At 69.0% G+C, this 23,263-nt stretch carries 20 protein-coding genes; 8 read left to right on the top strand and 12 right to left on the bottom strand.

The features are described 5' to 3' along the window. Positions 1–108: 108 nt before the first annotated feature. Positions 109–1,419 carry a family 43 glycosylhydrolase gene (locus tag E0H75_RS16625; protein WP_131514444.1) on the bottom strand — a complete coding sequence of 437 codons (1,311 nt, stop codon included), beginning with the start codon at positions 1,417–1,419 and terminating at the stop codon, positions 109–111. 153 nt (positions 1,420–1,572) lie between these two features. Between E0H75_RS16625 and dacB the strand changes: the two genes are divergently transcribed. The 3 genes from dacB to E0H75_RS16640 are packed head-to-tail and all read left to right on the top strand — an operon-like array spanning position 1,573 to position 5,085. Then, the gene (dacB, locus tag E0H75_RS16630) at positions 1,573–3,156 is read left to right on the top strand and encodes a D-alanyl-D-alanine carboxypeptidase/D-alanyl-D-alanine endopeptidase (RefSeq protein ID WP_131514445.1); all 1,584 of its coding nucleotides are present in this window, start codon (positions 1,573–1,575) and stop codon (positions 3,154–3,156) included. A 49-nt stretch (positions 3,157–3,205) separates the two neighbouring features. Continuing rightward, complete coding sequence (locus tag E0H75_RS16635; protein WP_131514446.1) at positions 3,206–4,159, top strand: GNAT family N-acetyltransferase; 954 nt, start codon at positions 3,206–3,208, stop codon at positions 4,157–4,159. Continuing rightward, positions 4,156–5,085 (top strand): GNAT family N-acetyltransferase, encoded by a 930-nt coding sequence (locus E0H75_RS16640; protein ID WP_131514447.1) that lies wholly within the window; start codon positions 4,156–4,158, stop codon positions 5,083–5,085. The genes E0H75_RS16635 and E0H75_RS16640 overlap by 4 nt, the downstream gene beginning before the upstream one ends. A 40-nt stretch (positions 5,086–5,125) precedes the next feature. Here E0H75_RS16640 and E0H75_RS16645 read toward each other — a convergent pair whose 3' ends face one another. Then, positions 5,126–5,710, bottom strand: coding sequence for a cell wall synthesis protein CwsA (locus E0H75_RS16645; RefSeq protein WP_131514448.1), 585 nt, complete (start codon positions 5,708–5,710; stop codon positions 5,126–5,128). Then, the gene (locus E0H75_RS16650) at positions 5,703–6,215 is read right to left on the bottom strand and encodes an RNA polymerase sigma factor (RefSeq protein WP_131514449.1); all 513 of its coding nucleotides are present in this window, start codon (positions 6,213–6,215) and stop codon (positions 5,703–5,705) included. Before E0H75_RS16650 ends, E0H75_RS16645 begins: the two co-directional genes overlap by 8 nt. 146 nt (positions 6,216–6,361) lie before the next feature. On the opposite strand from E0H75_RS16650, the gene E0H75_RS16655 reads away from it, so the two are divergent. Beyond that, positions 6,362–6,970, top strand: a complete 609-nt coding sequence (locus E0H75_RS16655; protein WP_131514450.1) for an ArsR family transcriptional regulator — start codon at positions 6,362–6,364, stop codon at positions 6,968–6,970. Beyond that, positions 6,967–8,223, top strand: coding sequence for an MFS transporter (locus E0H75_RS16660; RefSeq protein ID WP_238163066.1), 1,257 nt, complete (start codon positions 6,967–6,969; stop codon positions 8,221–8,223). The genes E0H75_RS16655 and E0H75_RS16660 overlap by 4 nt, the downstream gene beginning before the upstream one ends. On the opposite strand, the gene E0H75_RS16665 is transcribed toward E0H75_RS16660, so the two are convergent. Together E0H75_RS16665 and E0H75_RS16670 are read right to left on the bottom strand one after the other, a co-directional pair. Beyond that, complete coding sequence (locus E0H75_RS16665) at positions 8,220–9,827, bottom strand: MDR family MFS transporter (protein WP_131514451.1); 1,608 nt, start codon at positions 9,825–9,827, stop codon at positions 8,220–8,222. The two genes, E0H75_RS16660 and E0H75_RS16665, sit on opposite strands and share 4 nt — an antisense overlap. Next, positions 9,827–10,333, bottom strand: a complete 507-nt coding sequence (locus E0H75_RS16670; protein ID WP_131514452.1) for a MarR family winged helix-turn-helix transcriptional regulator — start codon at positions 10,331–10,333, stop codon at positions 9,827–9,829. The genes E0H75_RS16665 and E0H75_RS16670 overlap by 1 nt, the downstream gene beginning before the upstream one ends. A 185-nt stretch (positions 10,334–10,518) precedes the next feature. Here E0H75_RS16670 and E0H75_RS16675 point away from each other — a divergent pair, with 185 nt between their 5' ends. The 3 genes from E0H75_RS16675 to E0H75_RS16685 are packed head-to-tail and all read left to right on the top strand — an operon-like array spanning position 10,519 to position 15,026. Next, on the top strand, positions 10,519–12,120 hold the full coding sequence (locus E0H75_RS16675; protein WP_131514453.1) for a Wzz/FepE/Etk N-terminal domain-containing protein: 1,602 nt from the start codon (positions 10,519–10,521) through the stop codon (positions 12,118–12,120). A 6-nt stretch (positions 12,121–12,126) separates the two neighbouring features. Beyond that, positions 12,127–13,509 carry an O-antigen ligase family protein gene (locus tag E0H75_RS16680; RefSeq protein WP_131514454.1) on the top strand — a complete coding sequence of 461 codons (1,383 nt, stop codon included), beginning with the start codon at positions 12,127–12,129 and terminating at the stop codon, positions 13,507–13,509. Next, complete coding sequence (locus E0H75_RS16685; RefSeq protein ID WP_165553790.1) at positions 13,506–15,026, top strand: right-handed parallel beta-helix repeat-containing protein; 1,521 nt, start codon at positions 13,506–13,508, stop codon at positions 15,024–15,026. Before E0H75_RS16680 ends, E0H75_RS16685 begins: the two co-directional genes overlap by 4 nt. A gap of 25 nt (positions 15,027–15,051) precedes the next feature. Here E0H75_RS16685 and E0H75_RS16690 read toward each other — a convergent pair whose 3' ends face one another. The 7 genes from E0H75_RS16690 to priA are packed head-to-tail and all read right to left on the bottom strand — an operon-like array spanning position 15,052 to position 23,154. Next, a complete protein-coding gene (locus E0H75_RS16690; RefSeq protein ID WP_238163067.1) occupies positions 15,052–15,531 on the bottom strand; it encodes a MarR family winged helix-turn-helix transcriptional regulator in 480 nt (159 codons plus the stop codon). After that, positions 15,528–16,289, bottom strand: coding sequence for an imidazole glycerol phosphate synthase subunit HisF (gene hisF, locus E0H75_RS16695; protein ID WP_131514456.1), 762 nt, complete (start codon positions 16,287–16,289; stop codon positions 15,528–15,530). The genes E0H75_RS16690 and hisF overlap by 4 nt, the downstream gene beginning before the upstream one ends. A gap of 28 nt (positions 16,290–16,317) precedes the next feature. After that, on the bottom strand, positions 16,318–17,250 hold the full coding sequence (locus E0H75_RS16700) for a lysophospholipid acyltransferase family protein (protein WP_131514457.1): 933 nt from the start codon (positions 17,248–17,250) through the stop codon (positions 16,318–16,320). Beyond that, positions 17,250–18,830, bottom strand: coding sequence for an NPN-dependent hydroxyacid isomerase, LarAH14/15/16 family (gene larAH / locus E0H75_RS16705; protein WP_131514458.1), 1,581 nt, complete (start codon positions 18,828–18,830; stop codon positions 17,250–17,252). The genes E0H75_RS16700 and larAH overlap by 1 nt, the downstream gene beginning before the upstream one ends. Positions 18,831–18,872: 42 nt before the next feature. Next, entirely contained in the window at positions 18,873–20,069 is a 1,197-nt protein-coding gene (locus tag E0H75_RS16710) for a zinc-dependent alcohol dehydrogenase (RefSeq protein WP_131514459.1), read from the bottom strand. After that, positions 20,069–22,387 carry an HAD-IB family hydrolase gene (locus tag E0H75_RS16715; RefSeq protein WP_131514460.1) on the bottom strand — a complete coding sequence of 773 codons (2,319 nt, stop codon included), beginning with the start codon at positions 22,385–22,387 and terminating at the stop codon, positions 20,069–20,071. The genes E0H75_RS16710 and E0H75_RS16715 overlap by 1 nt, the downstream gene beginning before the upstream one ends. After that, a complete protein-coding gene (priA, locus tag E0H75_RS16720; RefSeq protein WP_131514461.1) occupies positions 22,384–23,154 on the bottom strand; it encodes a bifunctional 1-(5-phosphoribosyl)-5-((5-phosphoribosylamino)methylideneamino)imidazole-4-carboxamide isomerase/phosphoribosylanthranilate isomerase PriA in 771 nt (256 codons plus the stop codon). Before priA ends, E0H75_RS16715 begins: the two co-directional genes overlap by 4 nt. Between the last annotated feature and the right edge of the window lie 109 nt (positions 23,155–23,263).

A 23,263-nucleotide genomic window follows, 5' to 3' on the forward strand; every position in this document is an offset into this window, starting at 1 on the left:
GCGCCACGCCCTGGACGGGTGGTTCCCGGGTCGGACCCGGGGTACCGCCGGGTGATTCCCTGACCCGGCAGCCTACTGATGCCCCCCACCACCGCCGAAGGCGGCGCTTTACTGCAGTTCGAGGTAGTCGACCTCGGTGTAGAGATCGCCCTTCGTGAGGCGGATGGTGTTCCAGCCGGCGTTGAGGGTGACCTGGACCGAACTCTGCTGCCAGTTGTCCCAGCCGGTGACCGGGTAACTGACCGATCCCTGGTTGTTGCCATTGACAACCAGGCCGTGGCTGGCAGTGGCACCCGAGCCGTTCGCATAGCCGACGTGCAGGGTGTAACCGCCCGTGACCGGCGCGAACACCGAGTTCTCCACCCACGAGTCCGCGAAATCGACGTAGGCGACCACCTTGCCGTCCGATGCACCGGCGGCGTTCGCGCGGACCTGGCAGTGGTTCAGCGTGCCGCGCTCAGCCTCGTATCGGACCCGGCTGCCCCGGACGACCGGGTAGTCGTTCGCCCAGCCGACGTCGGCGACGTACAGGTGCCGCGACCCGTTCACCCATCCGTGCACGAAGACCTTGTCCCCGACGAAGTCAGCGCCACCCGGCCCGCAGATGTGCTTGTCGAAGGTCCCGGTCGTCATCAGCGGGCGGAACGCGGTGGTCCACGGGCCGTTCAGACCGGGCGACGTCGCGTACGACGTGAGGTAGTTGCAGTCGGTGTACCCGCCGCCGGAGAAGAACAGCAGGTACTGGCTGCCACGCTGGACCAGATCCGGCGCCTCGATGATCCCGCTGGACGTCAGCAGCGCGGTGTTCCCGCCGGCGAGCGTCGTACCGTTGTTCGCCGTCCGGGTGAGCCAGAGCGTCGACGGCTGGCCGATCGCGTTGCCGTCGTTCTTCCAGACCAGGTAGCGGGTGCCGTCGTTGGCGACGAAGGTGTTCGCGTCGATCGCGCCACCGAGGTCGAGCGGGCAGATGAGCGGCGCGCTGCCGACCGGGTTGAACGGGCCGAGCGGTGAGGTCGCAGTCGCGACGCCGATGCACTGTCGGCCGGACGCCTTGTGCCAGGCCGTGTAGGTGAGGGTGTAGGTGCCGTCCGGGTTCGCGTAGACGTCCGGTGCCCAGGTGCGGCCGGGTTGCGCCCAGCCCGCGGACGGCCCACCGGGCATGGCGTCGCCGCGGATGGTCCACGGCCCGCTCGCGCTCGGTGCACTGGCCACCGGCACATGCCCGCGGCCGTTGTTCGTCGAGTACGCGTACCACGTGCCGTTCTGCTCGAAGGCGTCCGGATCGGGGAAGTCCTCGCCGATGATTTCGGCCGGGAACACCGCCGCGGCTGTCCGCTGGGGTGCGGCCTGCACGGGCGCCGAGAGCAGAGCGGGCAGGCTGAGTGCGGCCAGCGCGGCCACCAGAAGTCGTCGGAACATCGGTACTCCTCAGGTGGGGCGGAACCTGTGCGGAACAGTTTTCCATCGATTCACCTGGATGGACAGAGCGGATTCGCGCCAATCCCTGGACCTGGAGCGATCCGGGGTACAGACTCCCGCTGTTGGTTTCCGCCTGGGTTTGAGGGAGTTCTCGTGAGCTATTTACCGAGAGTGTCGGGGCGCGGGGTGGTCGCCGCCGTCGCCGTTGTCGCAGCGGCCGTCGGCGGTGTGGTGTCACAGTCGACCGGAGCACCGGCCATGCTGCAAGGAGCAGCACAGGAAACGGCGTTGCAGCAACAGCTGGACACGCTGCTGAACGATGCCCGCTACGACGGGTCGCAGGTCGCGCTGGTGGTCCGGGACGCGACGACCGGAGAGACGCTGTACGACCGGAACGGCGATCAGCGGATGCTGCCCGCCTCGAACACCAAGCTCTTCACGTCGACGGCCGCGATGCACACACTCGGCCCGTCGTACCGCTTCCACACCGATGTCCTGGCGACCGCGCCGGTTCGCGGCGGGAAGCTGCAGGGGGACCTCTACCTCAAGGGGTACGGCGACCCGACCGCGCTCGAATCCGACTACGTGGGACTGGCCAAGCAGCTCCGCGCGGCCGGTGTCCGCCGGGTCGACGGCGACCTGATCGCCGACGACACCTACTTCGACCACGTCCGGCTGGGTGACAGCTGGGCCTGGGACGACGAGCCGTTCTACTACTCGGCCCAGATCTCGGCCCTCACGCTCGCTCCGAACACCGACTACGACTCGGGTACGGCGATCGTCGAGAGCCGGCCCGGTGCGGCGGTCGGAGCACCCGTCAAGCTCACGCTCGTTCCGGGGAACGGCGTACTCAAGCTGGTCAACACCGCGAAGACCGGCGCGGCCGGGACGTCGAACACGCTCAGCATCGAGCGCGACCACGGCACCAACATCGTCCGGGTGACCGGCTCGGTCCCGCTCGGTGCCTCGGTCGGCCAGGAGTGGGTGACCGTGTGGGAGCCGGAGCTCTACGCGGCCGACGTGTTCGAGCGCGCGCTCGCGGCCGAAGGCATCCGGGTCGACGGTCACATCAAGAACGCCGCCTCCCCCGCCACCGCCCGTCGGCTGGCCCGGGACGAGTCGATGACAGTCGGCGAACTGATGACGCCGTTCCTCAAGCTGTCGAACAACATGCACGCCGAGACGCTGGTCAAAGCGATGGGCGCGGTGGTCGAGGCCAAGGGCAGCTGGTCCGCGGGTCTCGGCATCGTCACCGACTACGCCAAGAGCGTCGGCGTCGACACCAGCCGGATCCGGCTTTCCGACGGTTCCGGCCTGTCCCGCAAGGTGAACGTGACCGCGGACAGCGTCACCGACATCCTGATCGGCGTCCAGAAGGAGCCGTGGTGGCAGCAGTGGTACGACGGCCTGCCGATCGCCGGGAACCCGGAACGCTTCGTCGGCGGCACCCTGCGCAGCCGGATGCTCAACACCCCGGCCGCGAACAACCTGCACGGCAAGACCGGCTCGCTCACCGGCGTGACGGCATTGTCCGGCTACGTCAGCAACGCCGACGGCCGCAAGCTGGTGTTCTCGATGATCAGCAACAACTACCTGGACAGCCCGCGCTCGATCGAGGACGCCGTCGGCATCACGCTCGCGTCGTGGAGCGACCAGGCACCGCCCGCCGCGGTGAGCCCGAACACCCTGCGGACCACTCAGACGACCTGTGACCTCGAGTGGGAGAAGGCCTGCTGATCGGTCTAATCGGTTCGACAGTACGGCGGTCGTTCACCACGATGTGGGGATGACCGCCGTACTGCCTGACACGTACTCCGTCCGACCGCCGGCCAAGGAGGACGCGGAAGCGGTCTTCGAGCTGGTCGCCACCTGCAACACGGCAGTGATCGGTTTCGCCGACTTCACCCTCGACGACGTCGTCGACGAGCTCACCGCACCCGGCTTCGAGCCCGCGACGGACGGCTGGCTGGTCTTCGACGGCGATCACCTGACCGGCTTCGCCACCATCTACGGCAAGGGCGACCGCCGCCAGCTCGATGCCTACGTGGTCACGGCCGAGCCGATCGTCGAGGCGTACCTGCTCGGCGAGCTGACCCGGCGCGCAGCCGAGATCGCGGCCGCCTACGGGCACGCCTCCGTGCCCTTGGACGTCGGCGTCTACCGCGCCGACCAGTCCCGCCGCGCGCGCCTCGCGGAGTACGGCTTCGTGACCGGTACGACGTACCACCGGATGCGGATCGATCACGCCGGACCGGTCGAGGCTCCCGCGGTACCGGCCGGGATCACGGTACGTCGGGGCGCTCCGGACGAGGCGGGCCGACGGGCGGCTCAGGACGTACTGAACTCGTCGTTCGCGGGCCAGTTCGGGTTCAGCCCACGGACCTTCGAGGAGTGGCACGCGTCGCACGAGAACCAGTCGTCGTTCGACTGGTCGCAGATTACTTTGCTCGAACTGGACGGCAAGGTGGTCGCGTTCCGGGAGTGCACCGACCAGTTCCTCGAGGACGAGAACTGCAACTACATCGGGCGGCTGGGTGTGGTCGCGGAGGCACGCGGGCGAGGACTGGCGAAGTTCCTGCTGCGAGATCAGTTCGCGCTGGATGCCGCGGCCGGGCTGGCTGGGACGATCCTGCACGTGGACACGAACAACCCGACGCCCGCCCTCGGCCTCTATCTGTCGGTCGGCATGTCGGCCTCACTGGTGATCGACGTCTGGCGGCTGCAGGTGGAGGTCGCATGACGTTGCCCGCCGGCTACACCGTCCGCCCGATGCGAGTGGAAGACGCCGCGCTGATCGCCGAACACTCCGGCGCCTACACCAGCGCGCTGATCGGATTCGCGAAGCACAGCGTCGAGGACGTGGCGAACTACCTGCGCGACCCGGGCTTCGACCCGGCCACCGACGGCTGGGTCGTGACGGACGCGGCAGGCGAGTTCGCCGGCTCCGCGACCGCGGCCGCGAACAACGACCGGACCCGGGCGAATCTCGAGGTGCTGAGTGAGAACCCGGCCATCGTCGAGTGGCTCCTCGACCGGGCCGTGCAGCGGGCGTCCGACGGCGCGACCGGCGAGGTCGTGGCGAGTGTCGGCGTGATCCGTCAGGACCAACTGCTCCCGGAGATCTTCGCAGCCCGCGGCTTCACCATCGGTACGTCGGTGCACCGGATGCGCATCAACTTCGACGGTCAGGTCCCGGCGCCGACGCCGCCGGACGGCGCGACGGTACGACGCGGGGCCTTCGACGACCGCAGTCGCCGGGCGGCGCACGCCGTACTGGTGGAGGCGTTCCGCGGGCAGGCCGGGGCCGATCCACGCCCGTACGACGAGTGGTTCGCGTCGCGGGAGAGCCGCTCGACGTTCGACTGGTCGCAGCTGACGACGGTCGAGCTCGACGGGCAGGCGGTGGCCGTGACCGAGTGCAACGACAACTTCGTGAACACCGACAACTGTGGCTATATCGGGCGACTGGCCGTCGTACCGGCGGCGCGTGGTCGCGGGCTGGCGAAGTTCCTGCTGCACGACGCGTTCGCCGTGGACGCCGCCGCCGGCCGCTCCGGCACGATCCTCCACGTCGACAGCAGCAACCCGACACCCGCCGTCGCCGTCTATACCTCGGTCGGGATGAGCCCGGACCTGATCAGCGACATCTGGCGCAAGACCGTGTAGACGTCTCGCCGGGGTGGTCGCGGTCCACCCCGGCGAGGCGTCAGTTCAGGACGACGCGCTGGCCGCTGCTGCCCGCGTAGACAGTGCGGTCGCCGACTGGAGTGCGCAGGTCGAGGTCCAGGGCGATCGCACCGGTGGACGGCCTGCAGTGCCGGGTCTCCGGCTGTTCAGCGACGGCGGTGTAGCGATACGCCGCGATCCGGACCGAGTCACTGTCCTGGGACAGGATGCGGACGACCGTACTCGGCACACACGGCTCCGGAACACCCATGCCGGGTCCGACGCTCACCATCAGCACGGACGGGTGGTCCGGTACGGGCGTCGCGGACATCACCCCGATCTCACCCTGCAACACCATGACCGTCGTACCGACCTGGAATCGGCTCGGCGGTGGACCGTCGTCGAGGGAGTTCGTGGTCGTCTCCGGCCCGGCCGGCTCCTCGCCCGCGCGCGGTAGGCCAACAGTGGCGGCGACTCCCCCGATGACCACAACAACCGCCGCCACCGCAGCCAGCACAACCCGGCGCCGGTGACGACGCTGCCGGGCCGTGCGCTCGACGTACTCGAACGGCGGCGCCTCGGCAGGCGTGAGCTCGTCGACATACTCCATCAGGGCTTCACGCATGCTCGGACACCTCCTTGACCGTGAGCAGTGGCGCCAGGGCCTGCCGCGCCCGCGCCAGGCGGGACTTGACCGTGCCCGGCGCGACCTGCAGTTCCTCGGCGATCTGCTCCACCGGCAGATCCATCACGTGGTGCAGTACGACGACCGCCCGCTGCTCGGGCGTGATCCGCGCCAGGGCGGCAGCGACATCCAGTGCGTCACCATCCGGGCCCTCGACGGCGGCCGGCCGGCCGCGGAGCTTCGCCAGTGCACGTGTCGCCACCTGCTGCCGGCGCAAGCGGCTGACCATCGTCCGGACCGCGACCGCACGCACCCAGGCGTCCGGGTCGTCGTACCGGCGGATCGAGTCCCAGCGGCCGAGCAGCTTCACGTACGCATCCTGGGCGACCTCCTCGGCGTCGGCCCGCGATCCGCCGATGGACACCAGCAGACCGATCAGCCGCGGCCACGTCCGGCGGTACAGCGCCGCCATGTCGGCAGCCGGGTCTCCGTCGCTGTCGTGCACGCCGCGCACCTCCCGAACGGGTCGTCACACCGCTAACACGCGCCACCACCCCGCCCGGTTCCATCCCGGTCCGGAGAAGTTTCGCGCCACCCCGACCAGAGTGCCAGGCCTTGCCGTCGCAAGATCTGAGAGATTACTCTCGAAATATGTCTCTCAGAAATCCGTACGGCGATTTCGAGATCATCGACCCGCAGGCGATGCGGGCGCTGGCTCACCCGGTCCGGCTGGCCGCACTGAGCTGGCTGCAGCGCAACGGCCCCGCCACCGCGACCCAGCTGTCCGAGCACGTGGGCGCATCGCCGTCGGTCACCAGCTGGCATCTGCGGCACCTGGCGAACTTCGGGCTGGTGGTGGACGGGCCTCCCCCGGACGGCGGCTCGGACCGGCGGCAGCGCTGGTGGAGCGCGGTCTCGCGTGGGTTCCGCTACGAGATGCCCGACACTCCGGAGGGCGCACAGGCCGGCCGGCTGCTCCGCGCCGAGATGATCAACCAGTCACTGGAGGCCGTGCAGCAGTGGCTGGCCGAGACCGAGCCCGGACTCGAGCCCGGGTGGAGCCGCGTCGCCGGGTCCGCCAACACCCGGCTGGTCATCACACCGGCGGAGGCCGAGGAGATCGAATCCGCGATCGAGCAACTGCTGGCGCCGTACGTCCAGCGTCGCGACGACGGCGAGACGCCACCGGAGGCCGGCTCGGTCCGGTACCTGCGGATGACGTTGCCCGAAGCAACAACTCCGCCGGAGGGATCACCGTGAGTACGCTGTCCGCCACCAGCCTCTGGCGGGACCGCCGGTTCCGGACCTTCTGGTCCGCGCAGGGCGTGTCGGAGTTCGGCGACCGGATCACCGAGCTGGCACTGCCGCTGATCGCGGTCACCATGCTCAACGCCTCACCCAGTCAGGTCGGGTTCCTGACCGCGGCGGTCTGGCTGCCGAACCTCGCGTCGCTGTTCATCGGCACGTGGGTCGACCATCGCCGGGACAAGCGCCCGCTGATGATCGCGGCCGACCTGTCCCGGACCGTCCTGCTGCTCTCGCTGCCGGCGGCGTACTGGCTGGACCTGCTCACCCTCGGCCAGCTCTACGTGATCGCGATCCTGGCCGGTACGGCGCATGTCATGTTCAACACGGCGTACGCGTCGTTCTTCGTCGCACTGGTCGATCGGGATCAGTTCCTGGAGGCCAACAGCAAGCTGTCCGCGACCAGGTCCATCTCGTTCATGGGTGGTCCCGCGCTCGGCGGCCTGCTCGTGCAGTGGCTGACCGCACCGGTCGCGATCGTCGTCGACGCGTTGACCTTCACGTTCTCGGCCCTCCAGATCAGCCGGATCAAGATGATCCCGGCCGCATCGGACCAGACAGCGGAGCCGCTGTTGCGCCGCGCCCGCGCCGGCATGCGCTACCTGCTGCGGCACCCGTATCTCCGCCGCAGCCTGGCCTGCTCGACCACAGTCAACTTCTTCAACCTGATCAGCACCGCTTTGCTGGTGTTGTTCGCCAGCCGGGAGCTGGAGCTGTCCGCGGGGACGATCGGGATCGCCTTCGGCATCGGTGCGGCGGGTGGGCTGCTCGGCGCGGTCTCCGCCTCACCGCTCAGCCGCATCTTCGGCGTCGGTCCGCTGATCGCGGCCGGTGCCGTCGTCTTCCCCGGCGCCATCGCGATCGCTGCGTTCGCCGACGGCCCGACCTGGGTCAAGGCCACCGCGCTGGCGGCAGCCGAGTTCGTCGGCGCGTTCGCGGTGATGTGCTTCGACATACCGAACAACTCGCTGCAGGCCGCCGTCACGCACGACTACATGCGGAGCCGGGTGTCGGGGGCCTACAGCACCATCAACTACGGCATCAGGCCGCTCGGCGCGGTCGTCGGCGGGTTGCTCGGCACCTGGATCGGTGTCCGGGCAACCCTCCTCGTCTCCGCGGCCGGCGGCCTGCTGGCCGTCCTGTGGCTCGTCGGCTCGCCGAACATTCGCACCCGCGAACTCGACGGTCTCGAGCCTCCTGAGTTCTAGTCGTGGACCGCGCGGTCGGCGAGATCCTCGACGTCGTCGACCTTGGCGACCGTCAGCCGGAGCGGGACCTCCTTGATGAACAGCACCGCGATCAGGCTGACCAGCGCACAGGCGGCCGCGATCAGGAAGATCCGCCCGGTCGCATCGCCGTACGACTGCCGGACGAGCTCCGCGAGCTGCGCCGGCAGGTGGCCGACATCCAGCAGGCTGGTGCTGCCGGAGCCACCCTCCTGCAGTTTGCGCGCGGCGTCGGCGCCGCCCGGAGTGGCGAGCAGACCGGCGACGATCGAATCCTGCACCCGGACCGCGAGGACGGCACCCAGGGCCGACACGCCGACGGCACCACCCAGGCTGCGGAAGAACGAGACCGTGGCGCTCGACGCACCGATCTGCGAGACGTCGACGGTGTTCTGTACGGCGAGGACCAGGTTCTGCATGGTCATCCCCATGCCGAGGCCCATCGCCAGCATGCCGAGTCCGACGTACCAGTACGGCGTGGTGTGGTCGATCGTGCCGAGCACGACCAGGCCGCCGACCAGAAGGATGCCACCGGCAACCAAGTAGCGCTTCCACTTGCCGAACCTGGTGATCATCTGACCGGACCCGACCGAGCCGAGGAACGACCCCAGCATCATCGGAATGGTCAGCAGACCGGCCTCGGTCGGGCTGTAGCCGCGGGCGATCTGGAAGTACTGGCCGAGGAACAGCGCGCTGCCGAACATCGCGACGCCGACCGCCAGGCTGGCCACGATCGCCAGCGCGGTGGTCCGCTCCCGCACGACCTTCAGCGGAACTAGCGGCTCCTTGGCCCGGTTCTCCACCACCACGGCGAGGAAGCCGACCAGCAGCGTGCCGCCGACGAAGAGCGCGGACTGCCAGGACATCCAGGCGAAGTCGTGACCGGCGAAGGTGACCCAGAGCAGCGGCAGGCTGGCCGCGATGCTGATCAGCACCGCGCCGAGGTAGTCGATCCGGACCTTGCGCTTGATCAGTGGCAGGTGCAGGTACTTCTGCAGGATGACCAGGCTGACCACGGCCAGCGGGACGCAGACGTAGAAACACCAGCGCCAGCCGAGCCACGAGGTGTCGACGATGACGCCACCGATGAGCGGACCGCTCACGGTCGCGACGGCCATCACGGCACCCATGTAGCCCGAGTACCGGCCGCGGCTGCGCGGCGGGATCGCCGCTCCGATGATCGCCTGGGCCAGCGCCATCAGGCCGCCCATCGCGAGGCCCTGCAGGACCCGGGCGCCGATCAGGAACGGCACGTTGTGGGCCATGCCGGCCAGTGCCGACCCGACCACGAACAACGAGATCGCCAGCTGGACGAGCAGCTTCTTGCTCATCAGGTCGGAGAGCTTGCCCCAGATCGGCGTGGACACCGTGGTGGCCAGCAGGCTCGCCGTCAGCACCCAGGTGTACTGCGTCTGGGTCCCCTGCAGCTCGGCGATGATCGTCGGCAGGGCGTTGCTGACGATGGTCGAGCTCAACATCGCTGTGAACAGCGCGGCGAGCAGGCCGATCAGGATCTCGAGGATCTCGCGGTGGGTGAGTTCCGGCGCGGTGGGCACAGGCGCACGCCGGGTCTCGGTGACAGTCATCAGTCTCCTGTTGGTTGAGAACGCCTCACGCCCGTGGCGGCGTCGGTGATGGCGCGGGCGATCCGCTGCATGGTTTCCGCAGCGACAAGGAGCGCGTCGTCGTCGAAGTCCGCCAGGGCAGTTCGAAGTTGCTGGGTGTAGGTGGAGTACAGGGCCTCCAGCTGAGCCTTGCCGTGGGGGGCCAGACTGACCAGCCCGACCCGGGCGTCGGCCGGATCCGGTCGACGGCTCACCAGTCCGTCGGCCTCCAGCGCGGTCAGCTGCCGGCTCACCACCGACGCATCGACGCCGAGCTTGGCCGCGATCTCGCCGCCGCGCTGCTCGCCGTCCCTGAGCAGGACCTTGAGCACGCTCGCGTCGGAGCGGCGCAGCCCGCCGTCAGGGGTCAGATGCCGATGCTCGATACAACGCACGGCCCGTACCAGCGAGCTGACTCCTTCGAGCAGCTCCTGGGCCGACGCGTCCCGCTCTACCCCCGGGACGAGGGGTTCCTGGGCTAGTTGCATAACCCAACTATATACGTAGATAGTTGGTTTCTGCAACCATATGGCAGACTGGGCGGTTTCGTTTACGGAGCGTGAGATATTCTGGGGAACCGCACAATTCCGGCCACTCTCCGTCTATCATCCTCCGAAGGGGAGCATTTTCTGGGGAGTGCACCGAAGTCCAGGGGAGCGACTGAGGTGAGGCCATGAAGGCCACCGGAATCGAGCAAGCGCGCTTTGAGCCGACTGTCCTCAGTGCGGTACGCCGCTACTGGGTGATGGTCACGGTCATCGCGGTGCTGACGGCGGTGGCGGCGGTGGGGTACTCGATGACGCAAGCCGAGATCTACCGCGCGTACGCCACGGTCACGGTGCCGCAGAGCACCCTCGCCGAGGGTGAGGCCCGCACGCAGTACTTCGACAGTCAGGTCCTGCTGCTGCAGTCCCAGGAGGTCGCCGACCGCGCGGTCCGCTTCGCCAACGCGGAGCTGAACGAGAACCTGCTGACCCGGCGCGACTTCACGGGCGAGAACAGCTCGTTGGAGATCACGCCGCCGGAGCAGGCCACGCCCGGCGGCTTCGGTTCCAGCATCGTCGCCCTGACCTTCACCTGGCCGAGCAGCAAGGTCGCCCAGGCCGGTGTCAACGCAGTACTCCGAGCCTTCGACGACGCCCGGTCCGCCGCCATCGCGGCTCAAGGTGCGGCCGATGTCGCAGCTGTCCAGCGAGCCATCGACGACGCCCGGACCCGAGGCCAGCGCAATGACCTGCAGAACCAGCGAACCCAGACACTGGTCGACCTGCAGCTGGCCCTGGCCACCCACCCGACCGTCACCTGGGCCGCCGAACCGCAGCTGCCGATCAACGGCAACGCGAAGCGTTCCGGTGCGATCGGGCTGATCGCCGGCCTCGCCCTCGGTGCCGTGCTGGCCTATCTGCGGGCCGGCCGCCGGCGGTGTCTCGACGACCGCCTCGATCCGGTTGCCATCTACGACGCGCCCCTCCTCGGTGACATCCCCCCGACCGCCCGGACCCGGATCCGGTCGACCTTGTCGGCGACCGCCCATCCGCTGCCGATGGCCGCCGATCCGCAGTCCGCGGCAGCCGAGGCGTTCCGCTTCACCGCGGGGTCGGTCGAGCGCCTGCGCTCTGCCCAGGACCACCGGATGGCCGTCGTCTTCGTCTCGGCCGAGAGCGGATCCGAGCGCAGTACGGTCGTCGCCAACGTCGCGCTGGCGGTCGCCGAAAGCGGGACGCCAGTACTGGCGGTGGACGCCGATGCGGGCGCGAGCGCCCTGACTGGTCTGCTTCTCCCTGGCAGCCCGCAGTCCGACGGCTTCGAGCAGGTCGTCGCCGGGTGCTGTCCGGTGTCGGACTGCATCGAGCCGAGCCCACTCAACGCGGACGTCACCGTCCTCCGGGCCGGCCCCGCCCGAGTGCGGCGGACCAGCGGCACGGCGTACGCCGAAGCGGTGGGGAAGCTGATCGCCGAGGCCAAGGAGTCGTTCGAACTCGTCCTGATCGACAGCCCCGCGGTGCTGACAGCGGCGAACGCCGTCGAGCTGGTGCAGGACTCCGATGCGACCGTCGTCGTCCTCGGCCCCGGCGAACCGGTGCGGGACCACGTCACCGTGGTCGAGCGGCTCGAGCACGTCGAGCCCAGTGTCGCCGGCTACATCTACCGGCGGACCGGTCCTGGGCCGAAGTTCGTTCGCCGGCTGCGGGAACGGATCGGACCTGAGCCCTTGCAGCCGGTCGAACTGCTGGCATTCCGGCCTGCCAGAGGCCCCCGCCAACCGCAGGACTGATGCGGGATGTCGTCGCCCGCGGGTGCTCCGCGCGAGGTCAGCGGTGCCCTGGTCGCGCCGCCACCGCAAGCATCGGGACGTCTCTGGGTCCTGTACGGGCGGTTGCTCGGGCCTCTCCTGGCCGGCTACCTGCTGCTCGACCGGGCCTTCGCCTACCTCCATCTGCCCGGCAGTCCGTTGTTCGTCGGCGAGATGGTGCTGGGAGTCGGCGCTGCTGCCGCCATTGTGTCCACCCACTACCTCAAGGTGCCGATCAGGGACGAGTCCATCCTCACGCTGCTCGTGGCGTTCGCCGCCTGGGGACTGATCCGGACGGTGCCCGGCGTCGCGACGTACCACCTGGACGCCGTGCGGGATGCCGCGCTCTGGTTCTACTGCTTGTTCGCATTCTTCGTCATCGCCGCGCTGGCCAGATCCCCGGAGCTCCTCGACCGGTGGATCAACGGGTTGAGTCGGTTGGCTCCGTGGCTGCTGCTCTGGCTGCCGTTCGCGGTTGTGCTCTATCCACTCGGGGACAATGCCCCGACGGTCCCGTTCACGACCGTGTCGGTGCTGTCGCACAAGGCCGGAAGCTCGGCCATCGCCGCGCTGCTCGTGCTCGGGTGCATGTGGCTTCTGCCGGGGACGCGCAGCGCGCGCAGCCGCACGGGCTGGAGTCTGATGGCGCTCGTCGTGGTCGCGCTCGCCGCCACACAGAATCGGGGCGGCCTGCTCGGTGTGATGGCCGGTGGGGCCGTCGGGCTGGCGTTCCTCCGCAACCGCGCCGGGCTCGCTGCCCGCGTCGTACTCGTGATGGCTGTCGGCCTGGGACTCGCGTCACTGCTGTCGCTGAAGGTGCCGCTCGGCGGACTGCAGGGGCGAGAGTTCTCGGCCACGCAGCTGATCTCCAACGTCGCGAGCCTCAGCGGCAAGGAGACACCCGGCAACCTGGGTGGAACGGTCGAGGGGCGTGAGCAACTCTGGTCGCGGATCCTCGCGAAACAGGTGGCGGACGGCCATCTCATCGACGGGTCCGGCTTCGGCCAGAACCTGGCCAGCGAGGTCGGCATCCTCGACGCGGGCAAGGACTCGCTGCGGAGCCCGCACAACTCACACCTGCACATCATGGCCAGGATGGGTGTGGTCGGCATCTCGTGGTGGATCGCCTTGTGGGTGGGATGGTTCTGGCGCATGATCGGCGGCTGCCGGCGGTTGGCCCGCGAAGGGCTGCACACCAGACGTCAGGTGGGCGTGCTCTCGCTGATGGTGACGACTGCTGTGCTCGTGTCCTGCTTCTTCGATCCGCAGTTGGAGGGTCCGCAGGTCGCGGCATTGCTGTGGACCGCGTTCGGCATCGGGGTGGCGGTGACCACGGTCCGGCCCTGGTTCCGTGGCGGGATGGGACCGTGAGACGCAGGACGCCTTGGATCGTGGCGATCTGCCTGCTGGCGGCATTGCCGGTTTCCTGCGACGGCGAGTCGATCGACGCCGCTCTGCCTGGCCGCGCGGGACTCATCGCGCCGGTCGGTCCGGTTGCGAGGGGCTGCGCCGGCGTCTCGGTGCATCCATCCGAGGACGTCCAGTCGGTCATCGACGCGCATGCGGCCGGTACGACGTACTGCCTCTCCCCTGGCGTCTACCGGCTGGAGCAACCGCTGGAGCCGAAGCGGGGTGACGCGCTCATCGGCCGTCAGGGGGCAGTGGTCAGCGGGTCGAAGGTGCTGACCGGCTGGCGGCGGAACGGCGGGGTCTGGTCGACCACGGGCTTCCTGCCCGCGAAACCGGGCAACCACGGCGAGTGCCTGGACTCCGTGCCGACCTGTGCGTACACCGAAGACGTGTTCGTCGACAAGCGGCGGCTACGTCGGGTCGGGTCCAAGTCGGCCGTGACCGTCGGCACGGTCCATGCCGACTACGGCACGAACACGATCACCATCGGCGACGATCCGCGACTCCACCTGGTCGAGCAGGCGGTCGCACCCAGCCTGATCAGAGCCACGGTCGACAAGGTGGTCGTCGCCAATCTCGTGCTCGAGCAGGCCGCCAACGAGGCCCAGGTCGCCGCCGTCGAGGCCCGCCGGACGACGCCGTACGGGATGGGGTCCGACTGGCGGATCTCGCACAACGAGGTGCGTCTCAACCACGGGGTCGGCCTGGGCCTGGCCGACGGTGCCGTTGTCACCGCGAACCTCGTGCACCACCAGGGCCAGCTCGGTTTCGGTGCCTGGGGCAACGGATCGGTGGTCAGCGGCAACGAGATCTCGTTCAACGGTATGGCCGGCTACTCGCCGGACTGGGAGGCGGGCGGGAGCAAGAGCTGGCACACCGACCGGCACACGGTCAGGCACAACTACGTGCACGACAACCACGGACCGGGGCTGTGGACCGACGGCGGCAACATGCGCACCGACTACTCGTTCAACAAGATCACCGGGAACTGGGGAGCCGGCATCCAGCACGAGATGAGCTATGACGCGACCATCAAGGAGAACGAGATCACCGGCAACGGCCGGCGGCACAAAGGCTGGGCCTGGGAGGCCGGCATCCAGATCCAGTCGTCGGGCGGGACGGGGCTGATCGAGGTCGCCGGCAACACCCTCGGTGACAACGCCAACGGCATCGCCCTGATCGAGAGCGGCGGCCGTCTGGACGAACAGCCGGCTCCGTACGGACCGCACGTCGTCCGGAACGTCTGGGTTCACGACAACCGCGTCAGACTGTCCGCCGGTCAGACCACCGGTGCGGTCCAGGACATCGGAGACACGACCGTGTACACCGGTGCCGGCAACCGCTTCGAGAACAACACGTACGTCGTGTCGTCGCTGAACGGACGGTACTTCTCCTGGAACGACACCGACCTGACCTGGACCGAGTGGCTCGTGGCGGGCAACGACAACGGCGGACGGGCCGAACGCACCGGCCGCTGAACCCCGACCGGCCGCGGTGGGACGGTCAGGTGAGGTCGGCGTTGAGGCGGGCGAGGAGGCGGCCGAGGTCGGCCAGATCGGTGGGATTCCAGCGGTCCAGGATGGCTCTGAACTCGGTCTGGCGCTGGGCCCGCATGGCGTCGAAGCTGTCGGCGCCGGTGGCGGTCAGGCGGAGCAGACGGGCGCGGCCGTCGTCGGGATCGCCGACGCGTTCGATCAGGCCGAGGTTCTCCAGCTGGGTGATCCCCCGGCTGACGGTGGACTTGTCCAGGCCGAGCGCCTGGGCGACGTCGGACGCCCGTACGCCGGCGCGACCGCCGGACGTGCCGAGCTCGATCTGGGAGATCAGGGCGTAGCCGGCCGCGTCCATGTCCGGGTGCACCCGGCGCGCCAACCGCAGCGACGCCGACCGGGAGCGCCGGAACAGCGCCGACAACTCCTGCTCGATGTCCGCGAGCATCCGCTCGCTCCGCTCGGTCCGCGGCGACTGAACGATCTCGTTCACCGGACCACGATCCCGGCATCGCGCAGCGCCTTCTTGACGTCGGCGATCCGGAAGTCGCCGAAGTGGAACACGCTCGCGGCCAGTACGGCGTCCGCACCGGCCTCGACCGCGGGCGGGAAGTGCTCCGGCGCCCCGGCTCCCCCGCTGGCGATCAGCGGGATGTCGACCACCTCGCGGACCGCCCGGATCAGCTCCAGGTCGAAGCCCTGTTTGGTGCCGTCGGCATCCATCGAGTTCAGCAGGATCTCTCCCGCACCCAGTTCGGCGCCGCGCTTGGCCCACTCGATCGCGTCCAGACCGGCCGACTTGCGGCCACCGTGCGTGGTCACCTCGAACCCGCTCGGCTGGTCCGCGGCCCGCCGTACGTCGAGTGACAGCACCAGCACCTGGTTGCCGAAGCGGTGGGCGATCTCGCGGATCACGTCCGGCCGGGCGATCGCGCCGGTGTTGATGCCGACCTTGTCGGCGCCGGCTCGCAGTAGCCGGTCCACGTCGGCCGCCTCGCGCACTCCGCCACCGACGGTGAGCGGGATGAACACCTGCTCGGCGGTCTGCCCGACCACGTCGTACGTCGTCTCCCGCGAGCCCGAGGACGCGGTGATGTCGAGGAAGGTCAGCTCGTCGGCGCCCTCCCCGTCGTACACCTTGGCCATCTCGACCGGGTCCCCGGCGTCGCGCAGGCCGGTGAAGTTGACCCCCTTCACCACCCGCCCGTCGTCCACGTCCAAACAGGGGATCACCCGCACGGCAAGAGTCACGCGGTCAGCGTACCGAGTCAGCCCCAAACTACTTCCAGGCGCGGCGCTTGGAGCCGGCCGGCTTGATCGGGGCGGTGGACTCCCAGACCCGGCGCCAGCGGGCGGCGTCGGGGCCGGACTGGGATGGGGAAGCACCGGCCGCGACACGGCGGCGTGCCTCGTACCAGGTGGTCGACTCCTCGTCCAGGAGGGCCGAGACCGCCGCGGAGATCTTCGGTGCGAACTCGCGGGCGCTCTCCCCCTCCGCCGGGCTGAGCGGATCGCCGTACCGGACGGCGACCGAGGGACGGCCGGGCACCGGCCAGCCGCGGCCGCGCGGCATCGCGGCGAACGAGCCCTTGATACCGACCGGGATCACCGGAACGCCGTGCTCGACGGCCAGGTACGCCGCGCCCATCCGGAACCGCTCCATCCAGCCGTCCGGCGACCGGGTGCCCTCCGGGAAGACGACCACGTTCCAGCCGTCCGCGAGCAGGTCGCCCGGGGTCGCGCTGAGCTTGCCGCCGCGGCGCTCGATCGGGAACGTGTTGAACACGATCGCCGACGCGGTCGCCCGCCACCAGGTGTCGAAGAAGTAGTCCGCCGCAGCGGCCACCGCGGTCTTGCGGCGCATGCCGTCCGGCAGCGTGCACAGCAGCAACGGGGTGTCCAGGTGCGACGAGTGGTTCGCCACGATCAGGGCGGGACCGTTGAGCTTGAGCAGTGAGTCGAGCCCGCTCACCTGCGGGTTCACCTCGAACCGCAGTACCGAGTTGAGCGCGCCCTTCTGCAGCACCTCGCGGACCGCGATCGCGGCCGGCGTCCGGGCCCACTTGGTCGGGAAGACCGAGGTCTCCATCGGGATCACGTACGGCTCGGCCGACCGCGGTACCTGCGGCCGCCGGCCCCATCGCCACCCGCGCGCGACCTGCTTCACGTCGCGCGCGGTGTCGCGGCTGAACTTCACCAGACTGGTGCCCATCAGCGCACGTCCGCGAGCAGGTGCGGCGGGTTGTGCAGGTACGTGATCGAGGGCGACCGGCCGACCGAGTGGCTGACCATCTCCAGCGCGTCCTGCAGCGTCGAGGCGGACCGGAAGCCCATCCGCTCGACCGTCTTGCGGTTCGCGCCGACCCAGACGATGTCACCGCAGTGGTCCAGGGCGTGGGAGATCCAGTACCACATGTAGAACGGGTGCACGCCGTGGTACGCGTACGACGTCCGGTACAGGTGGATGTACCACGGGTCCTCGGCGTACTGCTTCTCGAACTTCGCCTCGATCGTGGCCGGGTCGGTCGACTCCGACAGCACCTCTTCGAAGAAGTCGACGTACGACGGGTGGTGCAACTGGCTGAACTCGTAGTCGACCGGGTGGTACAGGATGACCGCGCCGTCCTTGCGGACGATCGGGTTGCCCCGGTAGGAGTTGAAGTAGTAGCCCAGCCCCATGCACGCGGCCAGGATCGGGTTCATCACCGAGTTCACGTTGTACGGGCCGATGAACGGCACGCCCATGATCGCGACGTCGGACTGGCCCTGCACCTCGACCAGGTGCTGGCGATGCACGTTGTCCAGCGTCTTGTCGTGCACCGGCTCGATCTTGCCGGCGTGGATCCCGGTCAGGCCGTAGTTCGACCGGACGTCGGTGAAGATCTTGTGCCGCAGCTTGCCCGGCGCGGCCGCGAGCGCGCGCTTGGTGCCGAGCATCGAGGCCTGGTCCTTGATCGACCACTCCCACTCGCGCTTCTGCAGGAACTCCAGCGGACCGCCGAAGATGTCGTTGTTCAGCGACGTCTCGATCTGGAAGACCTTGACGTGCTGGGTCAGGATCTCGCCCATCCGCCAGGCCGAGTGGTGCATCTTCGAGGCCTTGTGGTCCATGAAGGACCGCGAGTGGATCATCGTGTGGCTGTTGTGGTGGTGCTTCAGCGACTTGTACGACGCCAGGCCGATCGACGTCGACTTGTGGCCGCCGTCCATCGCCACCAGGTTCACGTTCACGTAGACGAGCAGGTCGGACTCGGCCGCCCGCTTGGAGATCTCCACGTCCTCGCCGTGCTTGGTCTGCCCCAGGTGGGTCAGGTTCGCGGTGTCCTCGGCGTCGAAGTTGTAGAGCTTGCCGTCGGGGAAGAAGGACCGGAACACCCGCTCGCCGACGATGTCGCGCAGCTCGTTCGGGGTGAGCCGGCGGTGCAGCGCGTTCGCCGAGATCAGCTCGACGTCGTCCACTCCGGCGGCCGCGGCGAGCTCGAGGACCGCCTCGATGATGCGCTGCCGGATGTCCGGCTTCTTCATCGGCGGCAGCGGGATGGAGATGTCGTCGAACGCGATCGTCAGGCGCATCCCGGCGAACAGCAGCTCGGGCAGCGGCTCGGACTCCAGCGGGTTGAGCAGCGCGTTCTGGATCGCCTCGTCCACGTCCCGCACCGGTGGCAGCGCCTCCGGCGGGTACACCACCCGGGTCCCGAGCGGGAACCGCTCGAGCAGGAATCCCTCACCGTTGTGGACGAGCAGGGGCGGAGTCCGGTCGTCCACCTCAAGCACAAACCCTGGCCGAGACATGTCAGAACCTCTCTCGTACGTCGTGCAGCGCTGTCACGGCCCTCATGAGGCCCTCACATCGAAAGCAACCTTGACCGTGCCCAGTCGGCCGGCCGAATGCGCGTGGTCGATCGCCTCGCGCCAGCGGTACAGCGGGTACCGCGCGCCGACCACGCCGTCCAGCGGGGACTTGGCGGCCAGCTCCAGCGCGGTCTCGAAGGCAGGCTGGCCGTTCGGCTCCTCCCGCGCGGACGCGTAGGTCCCGGCCAGCTCCAGCTCGCGGAACCACACCGGCGACAGGTCCGCGCCGGTCGACGGCATGCCGGACAGGACGACCCGGCCGCCGGCCTTGGTCACCCGGAGCACGGTGTCGATCGAGTCCTTGCTGCCGACCGCGTCCACAGCGATGTCGACACCGCCGAGCAGGAACTCCTTGGCCATCTCCGGCTTCAACCGGAACGCACCGGTCGAGCGTCGGACGCCGCGGAAGACCTCGTCGGGCGCGACCACGTCGCTGGCGCCGAACGCCCGGGCCAGCTCACGCTGCTTGGCGTGCTTGGCGACGACCGTGATCCGGCCGGCCTGGGTCAGCTCGCGGAGGGCGAGAGTGGCGAACAGGCCGACCGCACCTGCGCCACTCACCAAGACCGACTGGCCCGGCTCGACCTTGGACCTCAGGGCCGTGTGCACGGCGCAGGCGAGCGGCTCGACCAGCACTGCCCGCTCGTTGGTGAGTGTCTCAGGTACGGCGTACAGCTGGCTGCGGTGCGCGATCATCACGTTGCCCCAGCCGCCGCCGGTGTCCTGGCAGAAGCCGGTCTGCAGACCGGGCGCCACGTGTCCGACGGTGATCCGGTCGCACTGGTTGGTGTTGCCGGAAGCGCAGCCCTGGCAGGGCTCGACACCGCGAGCCGCGCAGGTCAGGACGCTGTCCATCACCACCCGGGTGCCCTTCGGCAGGTCCTCACAGTCGTCGAGCAGCTCGCCGACGATCTCGTGACCGGGGACGAACGGCATCGACACCATGGCGGAGAAGTACAGCTTGGTGGATCCGGTCACCATGCCGAGGTCGGAGCCGCAGATGCCGGACAGGATCGGGCGGATCCGCGCCCAGCCCTCCCGGTCGGGCTTCGGCTCGTTGATGGTGACGAGACGCAGCGGCGCGGCCGGACCGGTCAGGATGCCGGGAATGCGGCCGCCGACCGCCTTGGCCGCCAGGTACTTGGCCGGCGACCGGTACATCTCGAGCGCGAGCATCATCAGGCCATCCCTCCAAAAGAACGCTGCACTCCCGGCAGCTCCAGTCGGGACGAGGTGGACGGGGTCTTCCAGTCGACGATCTGCCAGCGCGCCGCCCGGGCGGCCCGGAACAGCGACACGTCGGGCGAGACCGCGACCGGGTTGCCGACGGTCGTCAGCATCGGCAGATCCGAGTGGCTGTCGGCGTAGGCGTACGACTTGGACAGGTCGATGTTCGTGCCGCGGGCGCGGTGCTTGATCCACGCGGCCCGGGACTCACCGACCAGCGGCGGCCCGGACAGGAAGCCGGTGCAGCGACCACGGTCGTCGACGGCCAGCTCCGCGGCGACGATCTCGTCGAACAGCGGCTCCAGCGGCCGGGTCAGTGGCCGCACCGCGCCGGTGATCAGGATCGTCTTGTGCCCGGCCGCGCGGTGCTCGCGGATCCGCCGTACCGCGGCGCCGCTCAGGCGTTCGAGCACGTGCTCCGCGAGGATCTCGTCGACGATGCGGTTCAGTTCCTCCAGGTCCGCGCCCTCGTAGCGGCGGTAGATCGTACGGAGGAACGTGCCGCGGTCCTTGCGCTCGGCCGAGATCAGCTTCGGCAGCCGGCGCAGCATCGCGCCGATCTCACCGACCCGCTGGTGGCTGTCCAGCTCGGGCAGCCGCATCCACAGGTAGGTCTCGATCACGTTCGACGACAGCAGCGTGCCGTCCATGTCGAACGCGGCGATCACCTCGGTGTCAGTGTTGCTACCAGCAGGCTCGTCGATTCTCTTCAGTACGCCGGCCGACTCGAGCAGCGCCTTGTTCCGCTTCTTCCGTACGACGTCCAGCCGGCGCATCGACTCGGTCACGCTCGGGCAGTGCAGCTCCTGCAGGTAGTACTGCCAGTCCACGATCGAGGTGTCGCACCAGAACTTCTCCCGGTCGTCGCCCTCGAGTCCGTTGTGCAGCGCCAGCACGTTGTCGTCGATGAACTGCAGTTCGGCCTGCGCGTACTCGGAGTACAGGTCCATGTAGCGGCGGAGGAAGTCGAGCCGGCGCTTCTGCACGTCCAGCTCGCGCGCGTACTTGCGGACTCTTTCGCTCCGCGGCACGGTCGTGATGATCTTGTCGGCGATCTTGTGGGCCTTCTCGCCGTACCGGAGCATGCTCTCGACCGAGTCGCCGCCGGGGAACTTCCAGACCGGGAGCCGGACCGCGCCACGCTCACCGAGGTCGAACGGGTGCTTGGAGAAGTACGCGCGGACGCCGGCGTACAGCTGCTCGAAGGTCAACGGGTTCCGGGCGCCGGAGCTGACGTGGTAGTACTCCGGCTTGCTCAGCTCGGGGTCGGTCGCCATCACCGCGCAGATCGCGCCGACGACGTGGTCGACCGGGATGATCTCGACGACGGAGTCGGGGCTGGCCGGGAACTCCGGCAGCTCACCGCGGCCGTAGGCCAGGATCAGCGGCTCGGCCATCTTGAAGCCCTCGATCCAGCCCGGGTGCGGGCTCTGCACCGCGGACTCGATGATGGCCGGACGGACGATCGAGGTCGGCAGCTTGCTCGCGAACTCCTCGACCACGCGCTCGCCGAGGGCCTTGGTGAACGTGTAGCAGTCGGTCCAGCCGAGGCTGCGGGCGCGCTCGGTGCCCGTCTCGACCAGCTTCTTCGCGACCCACTCGGTCCGGCGGCGCTCGGTGTCGGCCGCGGCGGTCAGGTGGCCGGCGCGGCGGTGCAGCTTCTCGGCGTCCTTGCGGAACTTCGCCAGCATCGGCGCGGACCGGGACTGCTCCTCGATCCGGGATCTCATCGCCATCCCGGCCTCGGCCTCGGTCCGCCAGTCGACACTGTGCTCGACCGGCGCCTCGGGAATCGCACCCCGGCGACGGCCCGCGGTGTACGCGGTGGAAATGTGCACGTAGTGGACCGGGCGACCGGTCTCGACGATTCGCTCGAGCAGGCTCTTGGTGCCGAGCACGTTGGTGGTGAACGCCTCGTGGATCGGCGGGTCGAAGCTGACGTCGCCGGCGCAGTGCACGACGATGTCGAGATCCTTCGGTAGTTCCGGTACGTCGGACAGGTCGCCGTCGATCACCTGGATCCGGGCACTGCTCAGTGCCTCGGCGTCGGCGTACTCGGTGCCCTCGCCGTAGAACGGCTTGAAGATGTCCTTCTTCAGCAGTTGCGCCATCCGGTCGGTGCCGTTGAGCGACCCCTTCGGGCGGATGATCGCGACGACGGTCGTCCCGGGCAGGTCGCCGATGATCCGGTGCAGCAGCGCCTCACCGACGAATCCGGTGACGCCGGTGACCAGGACCTTCTTGTCCTTGAGTTTGTCGGCCAGACTCACTGGTCGCCTCCACGCGTGAGTTCGAGTGCCTCGGTCAGTGTGAACGCGCCGGCGTACAGGGCCTTGCCCACGATCACGCCCTCGACGCCGTCGGCGACCAGCGTGCTCAGCGCCTTCAGGTCGTCGAGGCCGGAGACACCGCCGGAAGCGATGATCGGCTTCGCGGTGCGTGCGCACAGGTCGCGGTACAGGTCCAGGTTCGGCCCTTGGAGCATGCCGTCCTTGGTGACGTCGGTGACCACGTACCGCTCGCAGCCGGCCGCTTCCAGCCGCTCGAGCACCTCGTACAGGTCGCCGCCGTCTTTGGTCCAGCCGCGGGCCGCCAGGGTCCGGCCGCGTACGTCGAGACCGATCGCGACGCGGTCGCCGTACTGCTGGATGATCCGGTCGCACCACACCGGGTCCTCGAGCGCAGCGGTGCCGATGTTGACGCGGCGAGCGCCGGTCGCCAGCGCGGCCTCCAGCGAGTCGTCGTCCCGGATCCCGCCGGACAACTCGACCTGGACGTCGAGCTTGCCGGTCACGTCGGCGAGCAGTTCACGGTTGCTGCCCCGGCCGAACGCGGCGTCCAGATCGACGAGGTGGATCCACTCCGCACCGGCGTCCTGCCAGGCCATCGCGGCCGCCAGCGGATCGCCGTACGAGGTCTCGCTTCCGGCCTCTCCCTGCACCAGCCGGACAGCCTGACCGTCTGCCACATCCACGGCAGGCAGCAGCACCAGGTTCGACCGGGGCGGTGGGGTGGGGGAGGAATCCAGCACAGACATGGCCACACCCTAGATGGCGTTAGTTCGAGTTTCGTAACCCGCTGCCCCGCTGAGTCGTTTGATTTCGATCTGTCGCAGCAATACCAGTCTAGCTACTGGTTTCATGGAT

Source organism: Kribbella capetownensis (assembly GCF_004331485.1).
Lineage (GTDB): Bacteria > Actinomycetota > Actinomycetes > Propionibacteriales > Kribbellaceae > Kribbella > Kribbella capetownensis.